This is a genomic window from Chloroflexus aurantiacus J-10-fl, from assembly GCF_000018865.1.
Lineage (GTDB): Bacteria > Chloroflexota > Chloroflexia > Chloroflexales > Chloroflexaceae > Chloroflexus > Chloroflexus aurantiacus.
The window spans coordinates 5240771-5258541 of the sequence record NC_010175.1 but is presented as its reverse complement, the minus strand read 5'-3'; the positions used below and the strand labels follow the sequence as shown (position 1 = coordinate 5258541).

The following is a 17771-nucleotide window of genomic DNA, read 5'->3' as shown; positions in this document are numbered from 1 at the left end:
TTTCCTCATTCCAATGCACTTAATAGCGATGAGTACAGCCGTCCTGATAGAGCAGGGTGGATGTGGATAATGCGTGGAAAGTCGGGGAGAAGGAGGTGGATAGACGATCAGACCGCTGAAGCAAGACCGGGTAATGGAGAAGGTGTTGTGTGTAATCCCCATCCAGGGACATCGAGCATACACGCGAGTAGCCGGCGGGCATGGTGTTGTTTACACATACCCGACAGGGAACATGCCCATTCAGACCGCTTCCATTCCAGTGGGCACTTCCGCTTTCCGCGCTCAGGGATAATGTGCCGCCAGTATAGCGTGCGGAAACATGACTTTCGCACCGCGGCGTTTGTCGCCTCAGCCGCTGGGATACGTCGGCCCAGGGTTCACCGGTGGTATGGCTGTCACCATCGCTCCTCCCTATTCCGCTCTCTGCTGAACCGATCAGGTGGCTCCGGTGCGATCTCCTGTTGTCGAGCTATCGGGTAAGTGGGCTGCATCGCCTGTGCTGCCACAACACGCAGTTTGTCCTGGCACCGGGTTGGCTACTCTTTCTCGTCATCTCCTTTCTCTGCTTCTGGTATCTCAATCGGTGGTAACTCGTCTAAGCTGGTAAGACCAAACTGTTGCAAGAAGGTTGGGGTTGTCGCGTACAGAATCGGGCGGCCAAGGACTTCAAGCCTTCCCGCCTCACAAATGAGGTCGCGACTGAGCAGAGCGCGGAGGGCAGCACTGCTGTCAACGCCACGTATTGCATCGATCTGGGCACGAGTAATCGGCTGCCGGTACGCGATGATAGCCAGGGTTTCGAGGGCAGCATGCGAGAGGCGCTGGTTTTGCTGTGCACCGAGAAAACGCCTGATAGTCGGCGCAGCTTCGGGTGCACTGACAAACATCACGTGATCGTTGTGTCGTTGGAGTCGTATCCCGCGCTGAGCATAAATTGTACTAAGCTCATCAATAGCGTTCACGACCTCAGCCGCTTCTACGTCAAGAATGCGCGTCAGTTGGTCGAGAGTCATTGGTTCGGCAGCGACGAAGAGTAACGCTTCAATCAGTTGGGTAAGACTGGGTTGAGGGCTGTCTGGCAAGAGCGTTGACTGTGCTGGCAGATCGTGATCGGTCGCCAAAGGAGCTGTGTCGTGATTGTCTTGCGGTGGGGTCTGGTTATCCATAGCGATAATGTGTACCTGTGAAGAATGTTTGTGGTTTGTATTTGCAAATCGAAACCAACACTGTATGTTTACCTGACAATTGTCACTCATGGTATCATATCGAGTGCGATTGTGAGAAGGAAAGGACGTTGTCAATGGGAAAGCGCCGCCAGGGCATAACGCGCCGGCAAGTTATCGCCGGTTTCTTTGCCATTCTTGGTCTGTTCATGCTGATTAACTATGTTCCGCTGGCATTGTCCGGTGACAGCCAGGTCTCGCGGATTGCACTCGCTGTACCACAGCCGATCATTGCCTTTCCTACCGCCTGGAGCCTGACTATCACCGGAATCATCATGCTCATTGCCGGCGGTTTGGGGCTGAGTAATCGTGCCCATCGTTGGGCAGATGGTCTGCTGTGGACAAGTGCAGTGTTGCTGTTTCCAGCGATCTTGGTCTGGGCAGCCGCCGGGAAGCAGACCAATGCTACGGTCATGCTGAGCGAGTCACTACGCCTGGGGACGCCGCTGGCATTGGGGGCGTTAGCCGGGATTTGGGCTGAGCGTTCCGGCGTGATCAACATCGCCATTGAAGGCATGATGCTGATGGGAGCAGCGTTTGGTTTCGCCATCTTTGTCTTCACCGGCCAAATCTGGGTCGGTGTACTGGGGGCTGTTGTTATCGGTGGCGTGATGGCTTTACTGCATGGTCTGCTCTCAATCTCATTTCGCACCGATCAGATCATTAGCGGTACAGTCGTCAATATTCTGGCAATCGGCATTACCGGCTACCTGCGCCGGCAGTATATCGTGACCGAGGGCGGTGGTCGCGTAACGCTTCCCTCTCTCTCAACCATGATCGCCGATGCCGGTTTCCCCGATCTGGCCCGCTCGCTCGACTCGATCCCGGTACTGGGGACGATCATTTTCGGCGGGAAGCCAATCTTTTTTGCGATGCTGTTGCTGGTGATCACCACGCATATCGTGCTGTTCATGACCCGCTGGGGGTTGCGCACCCGTGCCGTCGGTGAGAATCCAAAGGCTGCCGACACCGTGGGTATCGCTGTCAACCGCATGCGCTACATTAATCTTTTCATCAGCGGATGTATTGCCGGTCTGGGTGGGGCGTGGTTTTCCATCGAGACGGTGGGCAATTTCGATGATGGCATGACCGCCGGCAAAGGCTTTATTGCGCTGGCAGCCATGATTTTCGGGAAGTGGATGCCGTTCGGTGCCTTTGGTGGTGCGATGCTGTTTGGATTTGCCGAGGCATTAGGTACACGCTTCCAAATCCTGCAAGTGCAGGTATTGGGTGGGCCGGTACCGGTGCAATTCCTGCAAGTCATCCCCTATGTGGTCACCATGATTGTGCTGGCCGGTTTGATCGGGCGTGCCGTGGGGCCGGCAGCAGTGGGTAAGCCCTACGAAAAGCAGTAAGCCTCAAGACAAGTTTAGCAAGGCAGGAAGAATCTGCTGCTTCCTGCCTTGTGTGGCTTGCCGGAAGCGAAATTATGCTATCCCTTCGGCTTCAAGCCACGCCTGGACATCGCTGTCGGTAGGGTTTGTCTTGCCACCGGGAATGTAGCGATACCGATCACCATACCCTTCCATCACCTGGTTGCGGAGTGCTTCAGCTTCAGCACTTGGATCGGTGTCTGGCACGCGCAACACCTCTCCAGAGACCAGATCGAGGTAGAAGCTAAAGGCAGGATCGGTTTCGCCAAGGGCGGCGCGAATTTGATCACGATTGATGTTAGCGGCCACGGCTTCCTCCAGTTGACTGACGACGGAATGCGAACGACCGTCGCATCACGCAAGATGGTACACGAACCTGCCCGCTCTTGCAAGTTGATAGCCTACGACTCATTGGTAGAGTACGCTAGCATTTGAGGGATTGCATGTTGATCGGCAATGTAATAGTATGACGACGGGATGCCTTTGTGATCGCAGGTGACGTTGGATGGTTAGATTGCAGGAAGTTTTCGTGCGTTGCAACGTTTAATTGAATATAGCGTATAACATCATGTGAGGAATACCTGTGAGCGAATTACAGCCTGATGAAACAGAGCTTGTTGCTCGTGCCTGTGCAGGCGATCAATCGGCCTGTGCGACCATTGTCCAGCGTTATACCGGTGTTCTGTATAATCAGGCATATCGTATGCTGGGTGACGCATTCGAGGCGGAAGATGCTGTTCAAGAAGTATTTCTTCGGGCATTTCGTAATCTTCAGAGCTATGATCCGTCGCGCCGTTTGGTAACGTGGCTGCTGACGATTGGCTCGAACTATTGTATTGATCGCCTGCGTCGCCGGCGCTTCAACTGGTTAACCCTTGAAGATGTGGCATTTTGGCTGCCGAGCACGCAGCCGGGGCCGGAGCGAAGTGCATTGCAACGTGCGCAACAGGAGGTAGTGCAGCGGGCGCTACAGCGCCTCCCCGTTACCTACCGTGGAGTCACCGTGTTGCGCTACTGGTATGATCTGTCGTATGAAGAGATCGGTCAGGTGTTAGGCTTGACCGAAGCTACTGTGAAGACCCGGCTGCACCGGGCGCGCAAGATGTTGCAAGAGGCACTCGCTGCCGAGGAGGAGGTATGGAATATAGAGGGGATGATGAGTTGAGCGACACTGATCTGGCAGCAGCCGAAGCCGAACTACGCATGTTGTTAGCGCGCTGGGGAGAGCCGCAGATGGCAGCCCCGCCGGCTGATTTGTCGGCGCGGATCGTTCGGCAATTGTCAACTCCACCACCGGTTCGGCGATCCTGGTATCGATGGGTCTTGGTTCTGCCAGTCCTTTTTATGCTTATCGGTGGTTGGGGTTTACTGGTTGACAGCAGTGGCCCGGCAATGCTGTTGGGTGATCCAGAGACGGGATTGGGAAGATTTGTGTTGGCAATGATTTTGATCGCTAAACCGCTGTGGAATCTCTGGCTGTCGGCAGCCTGGTGGTTATTACCTGGCCTGCTCATTTTACTTGGGGTGGGATGGCTTTGGTGGCGGCTGATTATTGATACTCCACTTGCAGAGGTTCACTAGATGTGGCAACGCTGGCTATTGCTCGGATTGCTGTTGTTTCTCGTGCCATGGGTGCCGCTATTTACAGGCACGCACTCCTCACCTGCACCGGTGGTCGTTGCTGCCGGCGAACGTTACAGCGGTGACCTGTCAACCTTCGATCAACCGGTGATTGTGCTGGGCGAGGTTGATGGTGATGTGACAAGTTGGGCCGGCTCGATTACCGTGTACGGGATTGTGCGCGGTGATGTGGTGAGTTATACCGGCGCAATTGAGCTTGACGCGGGCGCAGTCGTAGAAGGGAATGTCCTGGCAATTGCAGGTGGTATTACGATTGCTAACCCGGTTACCTTGCAAGGTGCAGTGATCGGTATTGAACCTCTGGCTGGGGCCGCACTGGTCGCGTCGCTGGTCAATGTGCTCAGTGGACAGGCATCGGGGCGGCGCTGGCTACCGCCGGGCAGCAATGCGCTTATTACCGGTTTTGTTGTCTTGTTGCTGAGTACTGCGGTGACGTTGATCTGGCCCCGCCGTACCGCCGGGATCGGTCGCGCCCTCCGCGCAGCGCCCCTGCGGAGTGCGCTGGTTGGATTACTCTCCACTGTTCTGATCCTGCTGGCAATGCCATTCCTGCTTGGCCTGCTGACCCTGAGTCTGGTGGGACTGCTGCTCGTTGTTCCGCTGGTCGTGCTTTTGCACCTGCCCTATGTTGTCGGCTTTACCGGTATTGCGCGGGCAATTGCTGCAACCTGGCCACCTGCAGTGGCCTTGCGTCCGCCGTTAGCGACGGTATCAGGCGCATTGATCATAATCGTGCCATTGGTGATCATAAGCCTTGTTAGCCCGCTGGCAGGAATGCTGGCAGGTTATGCGATTGCCAGTTGGGGTCTTGGTGCAGCCCTGATCAGTCGCGGTGGCGCATTGCCGATCTGGCGTGATGCATGGTAAACAGGCAGGTGCCGACTACGAACATAACCCAACGGTTTGATAGCGATAGGGGCAGGTAGCGATCTGCTACGACTCGTGAGGGTAATTAGATTCGACGTGCGGTAAGTGCCTGCTCTTCAGGTCAAGGGTTGGGAGCTGGCTGTTGAAGCACATCTCACCCTCTCCCTCGCCTTATCCTCCTCACCGCCGATGGGTTGATGATGTCACAGTGGTGTGGCGTAGTAGCTCTGCGCCACACCATTGACAGTGTTTAGACCGGATTATGCCCCCAGTCCTGCTGATAGTGAGATAAGACCAATGAGCAGGATGCAACTCAGCAAGATACCCAGTATAATCAGCAGACTGGGATAAAGCAGCACGGCCAGGGTCGCTTTGCCGGTATCAAGCCGATGCACGACAGCCGTTCCGGTAATCAGGACAATTAGCCCCCATCCCCAGGCGATGATACTGATTGGGAGGTTTAGTACCGGGATGAACGTCAGGGCATCGAGCGCGTGAGGCGCTACCGAGAGCGAGCCTACAGCAACCATTGCTCGAATACCGCCCTGCCCGCCCAATTGACGGGCAGCGATGTGTGTCAGAATCACAGCCAGCAACATATCGCTCAGATATTCGAGCGGTCTTGATACTGTCTGACCGAGTGCCTGCAAAAAGAGGCTTATCGGTCGCGGTAGGATCGTGGGCAGAGTGACCAGTTCGCGTACCATCGCGGCCATTTCATCTGCGCTCTCTTCAAACAACTGCAACACTTCGCGTTGTTCTGGGGTGGTGGCCGTTTGCCGCTGCTGTTCGATGGCTTCGCGATAACTGACAATAAAGGCCTCAACTGTCTGATCAGGATTGCCGGAACTAATCAATGCGCTGGCACTCTGAATCGCTCCGACCAGTATTCCAACCAGCAAGATGATCAGAAAACCACGACGCACGCCATCAGGGGCATCGCGCATCTCACCAAAGACGCGCTGGTTCAATATCAATGCGCCATTGAAGGTGTCGATCACAGACATATCAACTCCCTTGAGCACTGGCAATCAATATCGCGAGCGCCCCACAACTGACCACGAGCAGGATAAGGATCAGCAATATCGGTCCAATCAGCGTTGCCCAGAAAGCTCGCCATGCCGGCAGGTTATGGGCAGCACGTAGACCAAGGTAGCAGCCAATCAGACCAAGCAGGGTTGTGCCGGCCACGGTAGCGAAGGGGATAATCTGTACCGCAGCCAGCAGGTTTGCACCGCTGGCCAGGGCAGTACAGCCGAGTGTTTGGGCAAACGTACCATCGCCACCCAACGAACGGGCCGCCAGATGCGCTACAGTGCCATAAATCAGCCAGCCCAGAACATACACAACTGGGGTGGCTATGGCACCGATGAGACTACTCCATTGCAGAGTACTAAACACACCTGTCAACAGATCGAAGATCGGATCAAAGGAGAAGTCAGGATTGACCTCTTGCAAACCGCTGAAGAGTGGGATGCGTTCAGAGTAACGTTGCAAGACTTCGATCACCGCTGTCGGATCAGGTGCGGCCATTCTGCTGAGGATACTACCGATCAGACTGGCGATCCCAACAATCACCCCCACGACGATCACGACGAGAAAGCCTTCGCGCAATGCATACGGATTGTCGCGTTGGGCGCGAAAGGTATTGACATCGAGCAGAAGGCCGGCTGTACTGAGTCGAACAAAGTGAGCAAGTGACTCCATAGTTCGTCCTGTTGCTTGTGCGTGTGCGTATACGGGCTTCTACTATTGTATACGTTGCGCGTGTTTGTGTGTCAGCCTGGTTTACCGCTATCTGTTATTCCCCACAACGTGGGCTGTTCGTAACGCCTGCCGTTGTTCACACCAGTGCTGTTATGACGTTGGTGATGATGGGTTTGTTGTCAGGTTACGAACATACGCTGCGCCTTTGCCCAGCCGGGTGTTGACAGGCACACCGGCAGCACAGAGAGGGCAGGTTTCCGCCGGATAGCTTTCCAGCGGCAATTCGGTCAGCGCAACTAGTTGCGGAATACCGAGATCGGCAGCGCTGATGCCGCCGCGATTGCACAATGCACCAACGCCGACGACAACTCCGCCGGCAGCGGTTACCGCTTCCACCACCAGGCGGACTGAACCACCAGTCGTTATCACATCCTCGACCACCAGAACGCGCTTTCCGGCAATATGGGCATCGTAGCCGCGCCGGAAGACCCGTCGCTTGCCGGTGTCATGCTGCTCTTCTTCGGCATACACGGCCAGCACTTCACGTCCGCAGATCTGCGACAGGTGATGAGCCGTCCATTGTGCCATAATGACTCCACCAATGGTTGGCCCGGCAACGGTCTCGACCCCGGCGGTGGCAAAGTGTCCAGCCAGAGCAGCCCCCACCATGCTGGCCGCAGCCGTGTGTGGGTAGAGTGCGTCTTTGTTGACATAACTACTGCCGTGGCGCCCAGAGGTGTACACGATATGGTCGTTGGTGACAATTGCTCCTAATTCCTGAAGGATGGTTAAGAGATTCGCCTCGGTCATAAGCTTCTATCATTCCTGTTCCAATTCTGCAAGAATCCGTGCGACTGCGGTGACCGGATCGCCGATGATTGCCGGTGGCGCAGTAATTGGTCGTCCGATGACCAGATAGTCGGCACCAGCGCGTAGGGCGGCTGCCGGTGTCATGACGCGACGCTGGTCACCTTCTGCGGCCCACTGTGGGCGAATACCGGGGGTGACTATCCGCACGTGAGGGCAGGCAGTACGAATGGCACTCACTTCGTGCGGCGAAGCTACCACGCCGTCGAGACCACAATCCTGCGCCATGCGAGCCAGATGAACTACGTAGTCGGTGATGTCCGACGTGACACGCAGTTCGCCGGCGAGTGCTGTGGCATCGAGACTGGTGAGCACGGTAACGCCCAACAGCAGTGGACGGTAGGGCATGCTTTGGGCTGCATTGACTGCGGCGCGGAGCATTGCGCTACCTCCACTACAGTGGAGTGTCAACATCTGGACTGCCGGGCCGAGGTTGCAGACGGCGCGGACTGCACCGGCGACCGTGTTCGGAATGTCGTGCAGTTTGAGATCGAGAAAGACACTTCCGCCAACCGCAGTCATGGCGGATACAATCTGGGGTACGCCGACCGCAGAGCAGATTTCCAGGCCGACTTTATAGCCGCCAACCTGCCCGCGCAACCGGGTTGCTAAAGCAACTGCTGCATCCAGATCGGGTGTATCGAGCGCAACCAGTATCCGTTCGCGTGGCGCGAGACTCATACGATGAACCGCTCCAGTCTATCTCAGGTCGAACAACGTTATCAGGTGTGGATCAAAACATACACCGCAACCCCAATAATGGTTGCGGCCAGATACAGGCCAAAAGCAATGCGCATGAACAGCTTATAGTTGGTAAAGCGCCAGCGCTGCGGGAGCCATTTATTCCCAACCAGGACGACGTATACCCCAAAGACCATCGCAACCGTACCGATCACCTCATGGGCCGGCATTGCCACAAAGGCTGCTGTCGGCAGGGTGAGGTTTTCATCGGGCGACACATTCAGCAACGAGGGGATCATCACGCCAAACACGAGCGCGAGATTGACACCGGCAGCTCCCGTTTGTACCCAGCGGTGTGCGGTGTAGTACCCTTTCACGGCGAGATAGGCACCAACGATGAAAGCAATCGCGACCAGAATACTCCCGATCAGCGAGATGTCCCGCGCGAACGTAGCTTTTGTGCCGAGGAAGCCATTCATTGCTGTACCTTGCTGTGCGTAAGGATAGCGCGGTTGATCCGTCTGGGCAACAGTGGCCCGTAGTAGACCAGTCCGGTGTAGATCTGGATCAGGCTGGCACCGGCTTCCAACATACGTAACCCATCATCAGGTGTATGAATGCCTCCGACCCCAATAATCGGAAGGCGATTGCCTGTCAAACGGGCAATCAGGCGTACCACGTGAAGGGCACGTGCAATCAGTGGTCTCCCGCTCAGGCCGCCGGCTTCGGCTGCCAGCCGCGGATCAACCCCGGTCAGTCCTTCACGACTGATCGTCGTATTGGTGGCAATGATACCGGCAACACCGTGGTCGGCGCAGACGGTCAACACCTCTTCTATGGCTGTATCGCTCAAATCAGGCGCAATCTTGACGAGAAGTGGCCGGGGGCCGCGCTGGTCGGTGCGGCCCAATTCCGCATTGTCGTGTTGCAGAGCTGCCAGCAGCGCACGCAACTGGTCGGCATCTTGTAACTGGCGCAAGCCAGGAGTATTGGGAGAGCTGACATTGATGGCGATGTATGCCGCATACGGAAAGAGCTGACGAAACGACGCCCGGTAATCATCAATTGCCTGTTCGAGAGGGGTAATCTTCGACTTGCCAATTGATACGCCAACCGGGATGGGTGCCGGCTGCAAGCGGGCCAATCGTCTGGCGAGGCTGGCAGCGCCTTGATTGTTGAACCCCATCCGATTGATCAGCGCTTCCTGCTCTGGTAGCCGAAACAGGCGAGGCCGGGGGTTGCCCGGCTGTGGGTGATGGGTGACGGTGCCAACCTCGACGAAGCCAAAGCCCAGTGCTGCCCAGGCCGGTATTGCCACACCATCCTTATCCATGCCGGCGGCTAGCCCAACCGGATTGGGAAAAGGTATCCCGCAAACCGTGCGCTGGAGCCGTTGATCGCGAATTGTGGTCAGATACCCGATGGTCTTGCACAACAGGCGTGAGCGACTGATCAACGCCAGTATATGCAAGGTACGTTCATGGGCCGTCTCGGCGTCGCCCCGACCGAGCCGAAACAAGATCGGGCGTATACCGTAGCGGTAGAACAGTGCCTCAGAACGGTTCAACTCCCACCTCAGACAGTTCATCGGCAAATCGCTCAATATCACGAGTGGTACGCAGACGGTCAATGCGACTCAGTAATCGTTTACGGTCTGCACTGTCATCAATCACTGCACGTTCCAGATATTGTTTTAGATACAGCTTAATCAGCTCTAACTGATCACTACTCAGGGGTTCTCCCTGCATATACTGCTCAATCGCCTCCGCCAACCGTCCGGTGATCTCTTCCATCCAGAAACGCGGAGGACGGGCAACCGGAAACGGATAGGGATAGTCAGGATTGGGCACGAAGATCAATGGGCCGATCACCTCGGCATTTTCGGGCAACGGATCGGTCGTCATAACACTTCCTAATGGATTTGCAACCCCAACAGGCGATACAGTCGATCAAAATCGAAATGCGTATCAAGCAATTCGGTAAAGCGGCGCAGTTTCGCTTCCTGGTGGAACCGAACTCTGCCAAACAACCGTTCAGCGCGATCAACGGTGCTCAGCGTGTCATCGGCAACCAGGATAATCGGCACTTCCAATTCGGCAGCCCGATCCATCACCTGCATCGTTGGCCGGATATTACCGGTCAATACCAGGGCATTGGTACTGGTTTGCAACGCGATCAACTGTAGATCGCTACGGTCGCCGCCGGTAATCACCGCCTTATTGGCCCGGCGACGGAAGAATGAGAGGCTTGCCTCAGCGCCCATTGCCCCGATCATCAACGAATCGAGCATCTTTTCACCCCATTCTGGGCGCCCAATGAGCTGACCGCCAAGATGTTGAGCCAGCTCGTTCACCGTTACCCCGGAGAGCAAGCGGTCACGTGGCAGAATACCCAGCACCGGAATCCCACGCCCCTCCAGGAATGGGGTGACCCGATTACGCACAAACTCGCGGTGCGGTTCTTCGACCTGATTGATCAACACCCCAAGCAGGCGATCCCCAACATAACGCTGCACGCTCAGAATGGTATCAACCGACAGGGTTGAGGTGTAACGACAGACGAGCAGACCAGGAGCCTGGAGCATATCAGTAACCTGATCGGCGGTCAGATCGACCAATGCTCCCTCGGCCCAGGTGTTTGTCCCTTCGAGGACAACAATATCTTTCTGACGCGACACGGCCAGGTAAGCATCGCGCAGCGTTTTGGCAAATGAGTGTGGTTGTCCACGTAAAATGGACTCGATCACTCCCGGTGTAATCAACACCGGCGCCACCTGCTCCATCGGCGCATCCAGGCCAATGGTTTGGCGGATAAAGGCAGCATCTTCATCGAGAACCGCATCAGGTGTGTGCGTTACCGAAACGCTCACCGGCTTCATATACCCGACGCGAAAGCCATCTTGCTGCATCCGCCGCAGCAATCCCACACACACCGCACTTTTGCCGACGTAGGTTTCGGTTGAGGCGACATACAGTGTTGCCATCATTGCCTCCATTAGTTGAGGATGATCCGGGCATCGAGGACGACTGCGCCCTCACCTTCATGATGGACGACGAGTGGATTGATATCCATCTCGACAATTTCCGGGAAATCGGTCACCAATTGGCTTACCCGCAGCACCGTCTCTTCAATTGCTGCGATGTCAGCCGGTGCTTCGCCACGCACACCACGTAAGAGCGGGTATGCACGGATCGAACGTATCTGCTCCTGCACCTCTTCAACACTGAGTGGTGCGAGGCGGAAGGCAACATCTTTCAACACCTCGACATAAATGCCTCCCATTCCCACCGCAATAAGTGGCCCGAACTGCGGATCGCGACTCACGCCGACCAAAACTTCACGGCCTTTACGAACCATCTCCTGTACCAGTACGCCCCAAATGCGGGCAGAAGGCAGGTACTTGCGTGCCCGGTATTCGATCAGTTCAAATGCATCGCGTACCGCACTCGCGTCACTCAGACCAACTCGAACGCCGCCAATATCACTCTTGTGCAGAATATCGGGGCTGGATATCTTCATCACGACCGGATACCCGAACTCATTGGCAATCGCGACCGCTTCGTCGGGAGTTTGGGCCAGGCGGCTTTTTGGCAGACGCATACCATACGCCTCGATCACTTCCCGCGCCTCAACTTCGCCTAGCTCTACCCGACCGGCTTCCCGCACACTCGCGAAGAGGCGGGCAACCCGTTCGCGATCAACCGAAAAGGTACGATAGGTTGGAGTGGGACGGCGTTGCCAGAGCGATTGCCGGTACATTGCGGCCAGTGATTGGACGGCCCGTTCCGGGAAGAGATAGTTGGGGATACGCGCAGCATTAAGCGCCTGCACCGCTTTTTCGATACTGGCGCCACCCATAAAACTGGTTACTACCGGTTTATCAGACCCTTTAACGAGATCGATAATCAGGTTGGCGGTCGTCAGGGGTTCAGAGACAGCCTGGGGCGTGAAAAGGATAATCAAGCCGTCCACGTTTGGATCGGCCAGGGCGGCTTTAATCGCCACAGCGTAGCGATCCGGGGTTGCATCACCGATCACATCAATCGGGTTAAAGACATTCGCATTCGGTGGTAATGTTTCCTGCAAATGCCGAATTGTTTCAGGCGTAAATTCGGCCATTGCCAGGCCACTACGTTCGACGGCGTCGGTAGCGATGATCCCCGGCCCACCGGCATTGGTAACAATCGCAACCCGGTTCCCGCGGATCATCGGCTGATAGGCAAAGACCAGCGCCAGATCGAACAGCTCGTTCATGGTGCGGGCGCGCAGAATACCACTTTGCGCAAACGCTGTTTCATAGGCAGCTTCAGAACCGGCCAGCGAGCCGGTATGCGACGAAGCGGCGCGGGTTCCGGCAGCCGTCGTGCCACTTTTGATGGCGACAACCGGTGTCGTCTTAGTCACTTCGCGAGCCACGCGGATAAAACCGGGGCCATCGTCGATAGCTTCGAGATAGGCCAGTATCACTCTGGAATGCTCATCGCGGTTCCAGGCTTCTAGCAACGCTACTTCATCAACATCTGTCTTGTTGCCCAGACTGACAAAACGCGAGAAGCCGATGCCCTGCTGGTGACTCCAATCAAGAATTGCGGTACAAATTGCACCCGACTGCGACATCAAGGCGATGTTGCCGGGGAGGGGCATAGCATTCGCGAATGAGGCGTTCAGCTTGCTGATGGTATCAATGATACCAAGCGAGTTGGGGCCGATCATGCGCATGCCGTACCGGCGCACGGTAGCTAACAGTTCGCGTTCCAGTTCGCGTCCGGCACCGCCAACCTCTTTAAAGCCGGCAGTAATTACGACCAGTCCTTTGATCCCCTTTCGACCGCATTCGTCAACCGCTGCAATCACGTGTTGCGGTGGAATGACGACCACGGCCAGATCAATCGGATTAGGAACATCAAGCACTGAAGGGTAGGCGCACAACCCAAGCACTTCGGTTGCGCGGGGGTGAATGGGATAGATATTGCCTTGATAACCGTGATCGAGAATATTTTTCAGAACACGGTGGCCGAGACGCGCCGGGTCCGGTGACGCGCCAATCACGGCTACCGATTGTGGAGAGAAGATAGCTTCTAGCATGATATGGGTGCTCCTTTTTCGCACACCTTGCGCATTCATCATAACCGATACAGCCGCTGGCGACAAGCGCAGGTTCAGGATGCATATGTACGCATCCTGTAATGCATGGTGCTCAGCCCGGTTACAAGAGTGGTGAGAACAGGCATTAATCGGTCGCCGGCGCGGGGACAGTCGCCGGTGCAGGAATCAAAAGGAGCCAGTGCTCAAGTGCGCCCAGGGTGAGGAGGCTGGCCAACAGGGCAAGCCGAATGGCTGCCGGATCACCGATATGAGCACCGATACTCAGCCATAGCATCAGTGCCAGCAATGTGCTTACCGAGACGCTGGGGCGGAAAAAGGCACTTGGTGGCCCTGGTTGCCAGTAGCTGGCCAGGAAGGCAAGATGCGCCGGAAAAAGATCAACCTGGAGCGAGCGTACCCCATACAGGACGTTCAGTTTTGCGCTCTGTTGCAGTGCCCAACTCAGGCCAAAGGTCAATGGCCCCAGCCAGTGGCTGGCATCCTGGAGCAGCCAAACCAGCAGGCCCAGTTCGAGCAGACAGCTCAATTGATGGTAAAAGTGGGTGCCAAGGGCGTAGTAGAAGCGTTGAAATCCACGAGCGTCGGGTGGACAGGGCTTGCGGCGTGGGCCGGCCAGGATACCACTGTAGAACGCAAGCTCGTGCCAGGCCCAGATCAACATACCGGCAGCAAAAGCCCGGTAGGCCCCGCCTGCGCTCAGATCGTGGCGTGTTGCGAGCAATTCACTGTGGGCGAAGATCAAGACCGGCAGGCTAAGAAATACCGCCCATCCGGCAACCCATTGCCCGCGTCGGTTCAGCCAGATCAAACCAAAGGTGAGACCCAACCATAATGCAACGACCGTGAGTAAGGGCAACAGGTAATAGAAGGCGATATCAGACCAGATCATAGCCTGCACTTTCTATACGTTTTTGCACTAATGTCATAATTGTACACGAAATGAAGAAAATAGTGAAGGGGGACGGCGAGAGGCGGAGTGAAAACGGTGCCTGGCACTGGGCCGGGAAGACTGTACCCTTACGTGAGCCTGGTGAAGGGAAAGGATGAAGGCGGTCTGGATGTCAGTAGGGGCGACGCATGCGTCGCCCCTACTGGTACGACAGGAACCGTAGAGGCACGGCATGCCGTCCCCTTACTCCCTACCACTCGCTACTCATCCTCTTCTTCTTCGCGCTCGGCCAGCTTCCGATCAAGCATCAACAGGCCAACGCCATCATTCCCGATGAGCTTAAGGTGCTGAATGATCTCATCAGCACTCTTCTCTTCCTCAACCTGCTCATCGATGAACCACTTCAACATACTCATCGTGGCGTAGTCGTTCTCCTGCGCGGCCAGCGCATAAATGGCATGGATCGCCGCCGTAACCCGTTGTTCATGCGCCAGCGCATGCTCGAAGGCGTCAAGCGGTGACGCATACTCGTTTTGCGGCTCGTCAATCGCACCGAGGGTTACTCGACCGCCACGGTCATTCACGTAGTCGAAGAAGCGGAGCGCGTGCTCACGTTCTTCTTCGCTCTGGATACGGAACCAGTGCGCAAAGCCGGTCAACGAGAGCGACTCGAAGTAGGCAGCCATGGCCAGATAGGTGTACGAAGCGGCGTATTCATAGGTGATCTGGCGATTCAATGCCTGTTGGATCTTTTCGCTGAGCATGGGACTTCTCCTTTGCTATAAAAACCTTACTGTTATCATACACCATTGTTGTCGGTGTTGCCTGCTCTTGCGCCCGAATCGTTCTTGACAAGCTGGCACGGGCCGCGTATAGTGCGAAAGCAAGATGGACGAGGCTGAAAGACGGACATTACATAATAATAGGAATTATCACATGGGTGAAAAAGTTGTGATTGTTGAGTCGCCGGCAAAGGCGCGGACGATTCAAAAATATCTGGGCAAAGGCTACAAGGTTGCTTCGAGTATGGGGCACGTGCGTGATCTGCCCAAGAGCGGCCTTGCAATCGATATTGAACACGATTTTGCGCCTTCGTATGAGATTGTCAAGCCAAAGGTTGTCAGCGAGTTGAGCCAGGCTCTGCGCAACGCCGAGGCGGTCTACCTGGCGACCGACCCGGATCGGGAAGGCGAGGCGATTGCCTGGCATATTACGCAGGCGGTCAAGCTGCCGAAGAAGACGCCGGTGTATCGGGTGGTCTTCCAGGAGATTACCCGCAATGCTGTGCAACAGGCGCTGCAACAACCGCGCCAGATCAATCAGAATCTGGTGGAAGCGCAGCAGGCCCGGCGCGTACTTGATCGGCTGGTCGGCTACCAGTTAAGCCCGTTGCTTTGGGATAAAGTAAAGCGAGGCTTAAGCGCCGGACGTGTGCAGTCGGTTGCCGTGCGCTTGATTGTCGAGCGTGAACGGGAGATCGAGCAGTTTCAACCGCAGGAATACTGGACTATCGAGGCCGATCTGCTGAAAGATGCCGGTGTCGCCCCGCGTGATCTCTTCCGGGCGGTGCTGATTGAGCGCGATGGGAAGAAGCTTGAAAAGTTTTCAATCGAGAATCGCGAACAGGCCGAGGCGATTGTGGCCGATCTGCAGGGGGCTGCCTATACCGTCGTGCGGGTGACGCGGCGCGACAAGCGGCGCAGCCCGGCTCCTCCCTTTACCACCAGCACCCTGCAACAAGAGGCAGCGCGCAAGTTGGGCTTTAGTGCCAAGAAGACGATGACCCTTGCCCAGCGCCTGTACGAAGGCGTTGATATTGGTGGTGAGGACGGGATGGTCGGTCTGATTACCTATATGCGTACCGACAGCGTCCAGGTTGCTGCGGAAGCGCAGACTGAAGCGCGTGATGTGATTGGCAAGCGTTTCGGCAAAGAGTATCTGCCCGATCAGCCGCCGGTGTACAAGACAAAGGCGAAGGGTGCCCAGGAGGCACACGAGGCGATTCGACCAACCAGCAGCGCCCGCTTGCCCGAACAGTTGAGTGGAAAGCTTGAAAACGATTTGTGGCGGCTCTACGATCTGATCTGGAAGCGGTTTATTGCCTCGCAGATGGCACCGGCAGTCTTCGATAGCACAACCGTTGACATTGCAGCAACACCGGTCGTTGCCGGTGCGCCGGCCTACCTCTTCCGCGCTACCGGATCGGTGCTCAAGTTCCCCGGTTTTCTCGCCGTCTATAACGTCAGCCTCGATGAAGGCGAAGAAGACGAAGACAGTGAACGGCGTTTGCCGCCGCTGGCTGAAGGGGAAGCGTTGCAACTGGTTGAGCTGTTGCCGATCCAGCACTTCACCGAACCACCGCCCCGCTACACCGAGGCCAGCCTGGTGAAAGAGCTGGAGCGGCTCGGCATCGGACGGCCCAGTACCTACGCCTCGATACTCTCGACGATTCAAGAACGCGAATATGTCGAGATGGTCGATAAAAAGCTGATCCCGACAACGCTAGGGCGGGTGGTGACCGATTTGCTGGTGGAGCATTTCGGCAACATTGTCGATTACGATTTTACCTCGGCCCTGGAACAGCAGCTCGATGATATTGCGGAAGGATCGAAGAAGTGGGTGCCGGTGCTGCGCGAGTTCTACGGCCCCTTCCGTTCAACGCTTGAACAGGCGCAGCGCCAGATGCGCAATGTCAAACGCGAAGAGATCGTCACCGATCTCGACTGTCCGAAGTGTGGTCAGGGGAAACTGGTGATTCGCTTTGGCCGGAACGGTGAATTTCTGGCCTGCTCGCGCTACAACCGCGAAGGCGACGGTGAGTCGTGCGATTTTACCAGTGATTTTCACCGTGATGAACAAGGTCAGATTGTGATCGACAAAGCCAGTGCGCCTGAGACGAGCGATGTGCTGTGTAATGTCTGTGGCCGGCCCATGGTGATCAAAAAGAGCCGCTTCGGCCCCTTCCTCGGCTGTTCGGGCTACCCGGAATGCAACAACACCCGCCGGATCGGGCGTGACGGCAAACCAGTGCCGCTTCCCGAACCGACCGGTGTCCAATGCCCGAAGTGCGGCGAGGGTGAATTGCTGCGCCGGCGAGGAAAATTTGGCCGCCCGTTCTACGGCTGTTCGCGCTACCCGAAGTGTGACTACATCACCAATACGCTCGATGAGGCGCAGGCGGGTGAGGCACCGGCAGAGCCGGCAAAGAACGAGCCTGCGTTGCCCTCACCTTCCCGTTCATCAAAGCGCACCCGCAAGAGTGCTTGAGTACTCGTCTGGATCATCTATATTGGTTTTACGGTATGGGCAGGCGGATATAACATCCTTGCCTGCCCTGTTCACATCTGGGTACAAGCCCGCCCTTCTGGTTGTGAGAGCTACCCCCCGGCGATGCGCATTCGTATCGAGGGGGTTGGA

18 protein-coding genes are annotated in these 17771 nt (G+C 56.3%); 5 read left to right on the top strand and 13 right to left on the bottom strand.

The window, feature by feature from the left end; genetic code table 11:
- Window positions 1-536: 536 nt before the first annotated feature.
- On the bottom strand, window positions 537-1166 hold the full coding sequence (gene scpB / locus CAUR_RS20640; protein WP_012259764.1) for an SMC-Scp complex subunit ScpB: 630 nt from the start codon (window positions 1164-1166) through the stop codon (window positions 537-539).
- Between the two features lie 134 nt (window positions 1167-1300).
- Here scpB and CAUR_RS20635 point away from each other — a divergent pair, with 134 nt between their 5' ends.
- A complete protein-coding gene (locus CAUR_RS20635) occupies window positions 1301-2578 on the top strand; it encodes an ABC transporter permease (protein ID WP_012259763.1) in 1278 nt (425 codons plus the stop codon).
- A 72-nt stretch (window positions 2579-2650) separates the two neighbouring features.
- On the opposite strand, the gene CAUR_RS20630 is transcribed toward CAUR_RS20635, so the two are convergent.
- Window positions 2651-2905: a UPF0158 family protein gene (locus CAUR_RS20630; RefSeq protein WP_012259762.1), complete on the bottom strand. Its 255-nt coding sequence runs from the start codon at window positions 2903-2905 to the stop codon at window positions 2651-2653.
- Window positions 2906-3179: 274 nt separating this feature from the next.
- Here CAUR_RS20630 and CAUR_RS20625 point away from each other — a divergent pair, with 274 nt between their 5' ends.
- The 3 genes from CAUR_RS20625 to CAUR_RS20615 are packed head-to-tail and all read left to right on the top strand — an operon-like array spanning window position 3180 to window position 5104.
- Window positions 3180-3761, top strand: a complete 582-nt coding sequence (locus CAUR_RS20625) for an RNA polymerase sigma factor (protein WP_012259761.1) — start codon at window positions 3180-3182, stop codon at window positions 3759-3761.
- A complete protein-coding gene (locus CAUR_RS20620) occupies window positions 3734-4177 on the top strand; it encodes a hypothetical protein (protein ID WP_012259760.1) in 444 nt (147 codons plus the stop codon). Before CAUR_RS20625 ends, CAUR_RS20620 begins: the two co-directional genes overlap by 28 nt.
- Window positions 4178-5104 (top strand): bactofilin family protein, encoded by a 927-nt coding sequence (locus CAUR_RS20615; RefSeq protein WP_012259759.1) that lies wholly within the window; start codon window positions 4178-4180, stop codon window positions 5102-5104. It abuts the gene before it with no gap.
- 260 nt (window positions 5105-5364) lie between these two features.
- Here CAUR_RS20615 and CAUR_RS20610 read toward each other — a convergent pair whose 3' ends face one another.
- From CAUR_RS20610 to CAUR_RS20560, 11 genes are all read right to left on the bottom strand, one after another.
- Window positions 5365-6111, bottom strand: coding sequence for a Yip1 family protein (locus CAUR_RS20610; protein WP_012259758.1), 747 nt, complete (start codon window positions 6109-6111; stop codon window positions 5365-5367).
- Between the two features lies 1 nt (window position 6112).
- Window positions 6113-6811 (bottom strand): Yip1 family protein, encoded by a 699-nt coding sequence (locus CAUR_RS20605; RefSeq protein WP_012259757.1) that lies wholly within the window; start codon window positions 6809-6811, stop codon window positions 6113-6115.
- A gap of 150 nt (window positions 6812-6961) precedes the next feature.
- Complete coding sequence (locus CAUR_RS20600) at window positions 6962-7621, bottom strand: phosphoribosyltransferase family protein (RefSeq protein ID WP_012259756.1); 660 nt, start codon at window positions 7619-7621, stop codon at window positions 6962-6964.
- Between the two features lie 9 nt (window positions 7622-7630).
- Window positions 7631-8359, bottom strand: a complete 729-nt coding sequence (gene pyrF, locus CAUR_RS20595; protein WP_012259755.1) for an orotidine-5'-phosphate decarboxylase — start codon at window positions 8357-8359, stop codon at window positions 7631-7633.
- A gap of 41 nt (window positions 8360-8400) precedes the next feature.
- Complete coding sequence (locus CAUR_RS20590; protein ID WP_012259754.1) at window positions 8401-8838, bottom strand: hypothetical protein; 438 nt, start codon at window positions 8836-8838, stop codon at window positions 8401-8403.
- Window positions 8835-9926 carry a quinone-dependent dihydroorotate dehydrogenase gene (locus CAUR_RS20585; protein WP_012259753.1) on the bottom strand — a complete coding sequence of 364 codons (1092 nt, stop codon included), beginning with the start codon at window positions 9924-9926 and terminating at the stop codon, window positions 8835-8837. The genes CAUR_RS20590 and CAUR_RS20585 overlap by 4 nt, the downstream gene beginning before the upstream one ends.
- On the bottom strand, window positions 9913-10263 hold the full coding sequence (locus tag CAUR_RS20580; RefSeq protein WP_012259752.1) for a hypothetical protein: 351 nt from the start codon (window positions 10261-10263) through the stop codon (window positions 9913-9915). Before CAUR_RS20580 ends, CAUR_RS20585 begins: the two co-directional genes overlap by 14 nt.
- Window positions 10264-10271: 8 nt before the next feature.
- Complete coding sequence (locus CAUR_RS20575; protein WP_242605001.1) at window positions 10272-11345, bottom strand: phosphotransacetylase family protein; 1074 nt, start codon at window positions 11343-11345, stop codon at window positions 10272-10274.
- A gap of 8 nt (window positions 11346-11353) precedes the next feature.
- Entirely contained in the window at window positions 11354-13444 is a 2091-nt protein-coding gene (acs, locus tag CAUR_RS20570) for an acetate--CoA ligase alpha subunit (RefSeq protein ID WP_012259750.1), read from the bottom strand.
- A gap of 145 nt (window positions 13445-13589) precedes the next feature.
- A complete protein-coding gene (gene puhE, locus CAUR_RS20565; RefSeq protein WP_012259749.1) occupies window positions 13590-14354 on the bottom strand; it encodes a putative photosynthetic complex assembly protein PuhE in 765 nt (254 codons plus the stop codon).
- A gap of 260 nt (window positions 14355-14614) precedes the next feature.
- Window positions 14615-15118, bottom strand: coding sequence for a ferritin (locus CAUR_RS20560; RefSeq protein ID WP_012259748.1), 504 nt, complete (start codon window positions 15116-15118; stop codon window positions 14615-14617).
- 172 nt (window positions 15119-15290) lie between these two features.
- On the opposite strand from CAUR_RS20560, the gene topA reads away from it, so the two are divergent.
- Window positions 15291-17621, top strand: a complete 2331-nt coding sequence (gene topA, locus CAUR_RS20555; RefSeq protein WP_012259747.1) for a type I DNA topoisomerase — start codon at window positions 15291-15293, stop codon at window positions 17619-17621.
- Window positions 17622-17771: the final 150 nt, after the last annotated feature.

Bases quoted from the DNA above. Each gene is read 5' to 3' on its own strand.
- CAUR_RS20620 (WP_012259760.1), top strand. From the start codon at position 3,734: ATGGAATATAGAGGGGATGATGAGTTGAGCGACACTGATCTGGCAGCA.
- pyrF (WP_012259755.1), bottom strand. From the start codon at position 8,359: ATGAGTCTCGCGCCACGCGAACGGATACTGGTTGCGCTCGATACACCC.
- CAUR_RS20605 (WP_012259757.1), bottom strand. From the start codon at position 6,811: ATGGAGTCACTTGCTCACTTTGTTCGACTCAGTACAGCCGGCCTTCTG.
- CAUR_RS20560 (WP_012259748.1), bottom strand. From the start codon at position 15,118: ATGCTCAGCGAAAAGATCCAACAGGCATTGAATCGCCAGATCACCTAT.
- acs (WP_012259750.1), bottom strand. From the start codon at position 13,444: ATGCTAGAAGCTATCTTCTCTCCACAATCGGTAGCCGTGATTGGCGCG.
- puhE (WP_012259749.1), bottom strand. From the start codon at position 14,354: ATGATCTGGTCTGATATCGCCTTCTATTACCTGTTGCCCTTACTCACG.
- CAUR_RS20615 (WP_012259759.1), top strand. From the start codon at position 4,178: ATGTGGCAACGCTGGCTATTGCTCGGATTGCTGTTGTTTCTCGTGCCA.
- CAUR_RS20635 (WP_012259763.1), top strand. From the start codon at position 1,301: ATGGGAAAGCGCCGCCAGGGCATAACGCGCCGGCAAGTTATCGCCGGT.
- CAUR_RS20575 (WP_242605001.1), bottom strand. From the start codon at position 11,345: ATGATGGCAACACTGTATGTCGCCTCAACCGAAACCTACGTCGGCAAA.
- CAUR_RS20590 (WP_012259754.1), bottom strand. From the start codon at position 8,838: ATGAATGGCTTCCTCGGCACAAAAGCTACGTTCGCGCGGGACATCTCG.
- CAUR_RS20580 (WP_012259752.1), bottom strand. From the start codon at position 10,263: ATGACGACCGATCCGTTGCCCGAAAATGCCGAGGTGATCGGCCCATTG.
- topA (WP_012259747.1), top strand. From the start codon at position 15,291: ATGGGTGAAAAAGTTGTGATTGTTGAGTCGCCGGCAAAGGCGCGGACG.
- CAUR_RS20610 (WP_012259758.1), bottom strand. From the start codon at position 6,111: ATGTCTGTGATCGACACCTTCAATGGCGCATTGATATTGAACCAGCGC.
- CAUR_RS20600 (WP_012259756.1), bottom strand. From the start codon at position 7,621: ATGACCGAGGCGAATCTCTTAACCATCCTTCAGGAATTAGGAGCAATT.
- scpB (WP_012259764.1), bottom strand. From the start codon at position 1,166: ATGGATAACCAGACCCCACCGCAAGACAATCACGACACAGCTCCTTTG.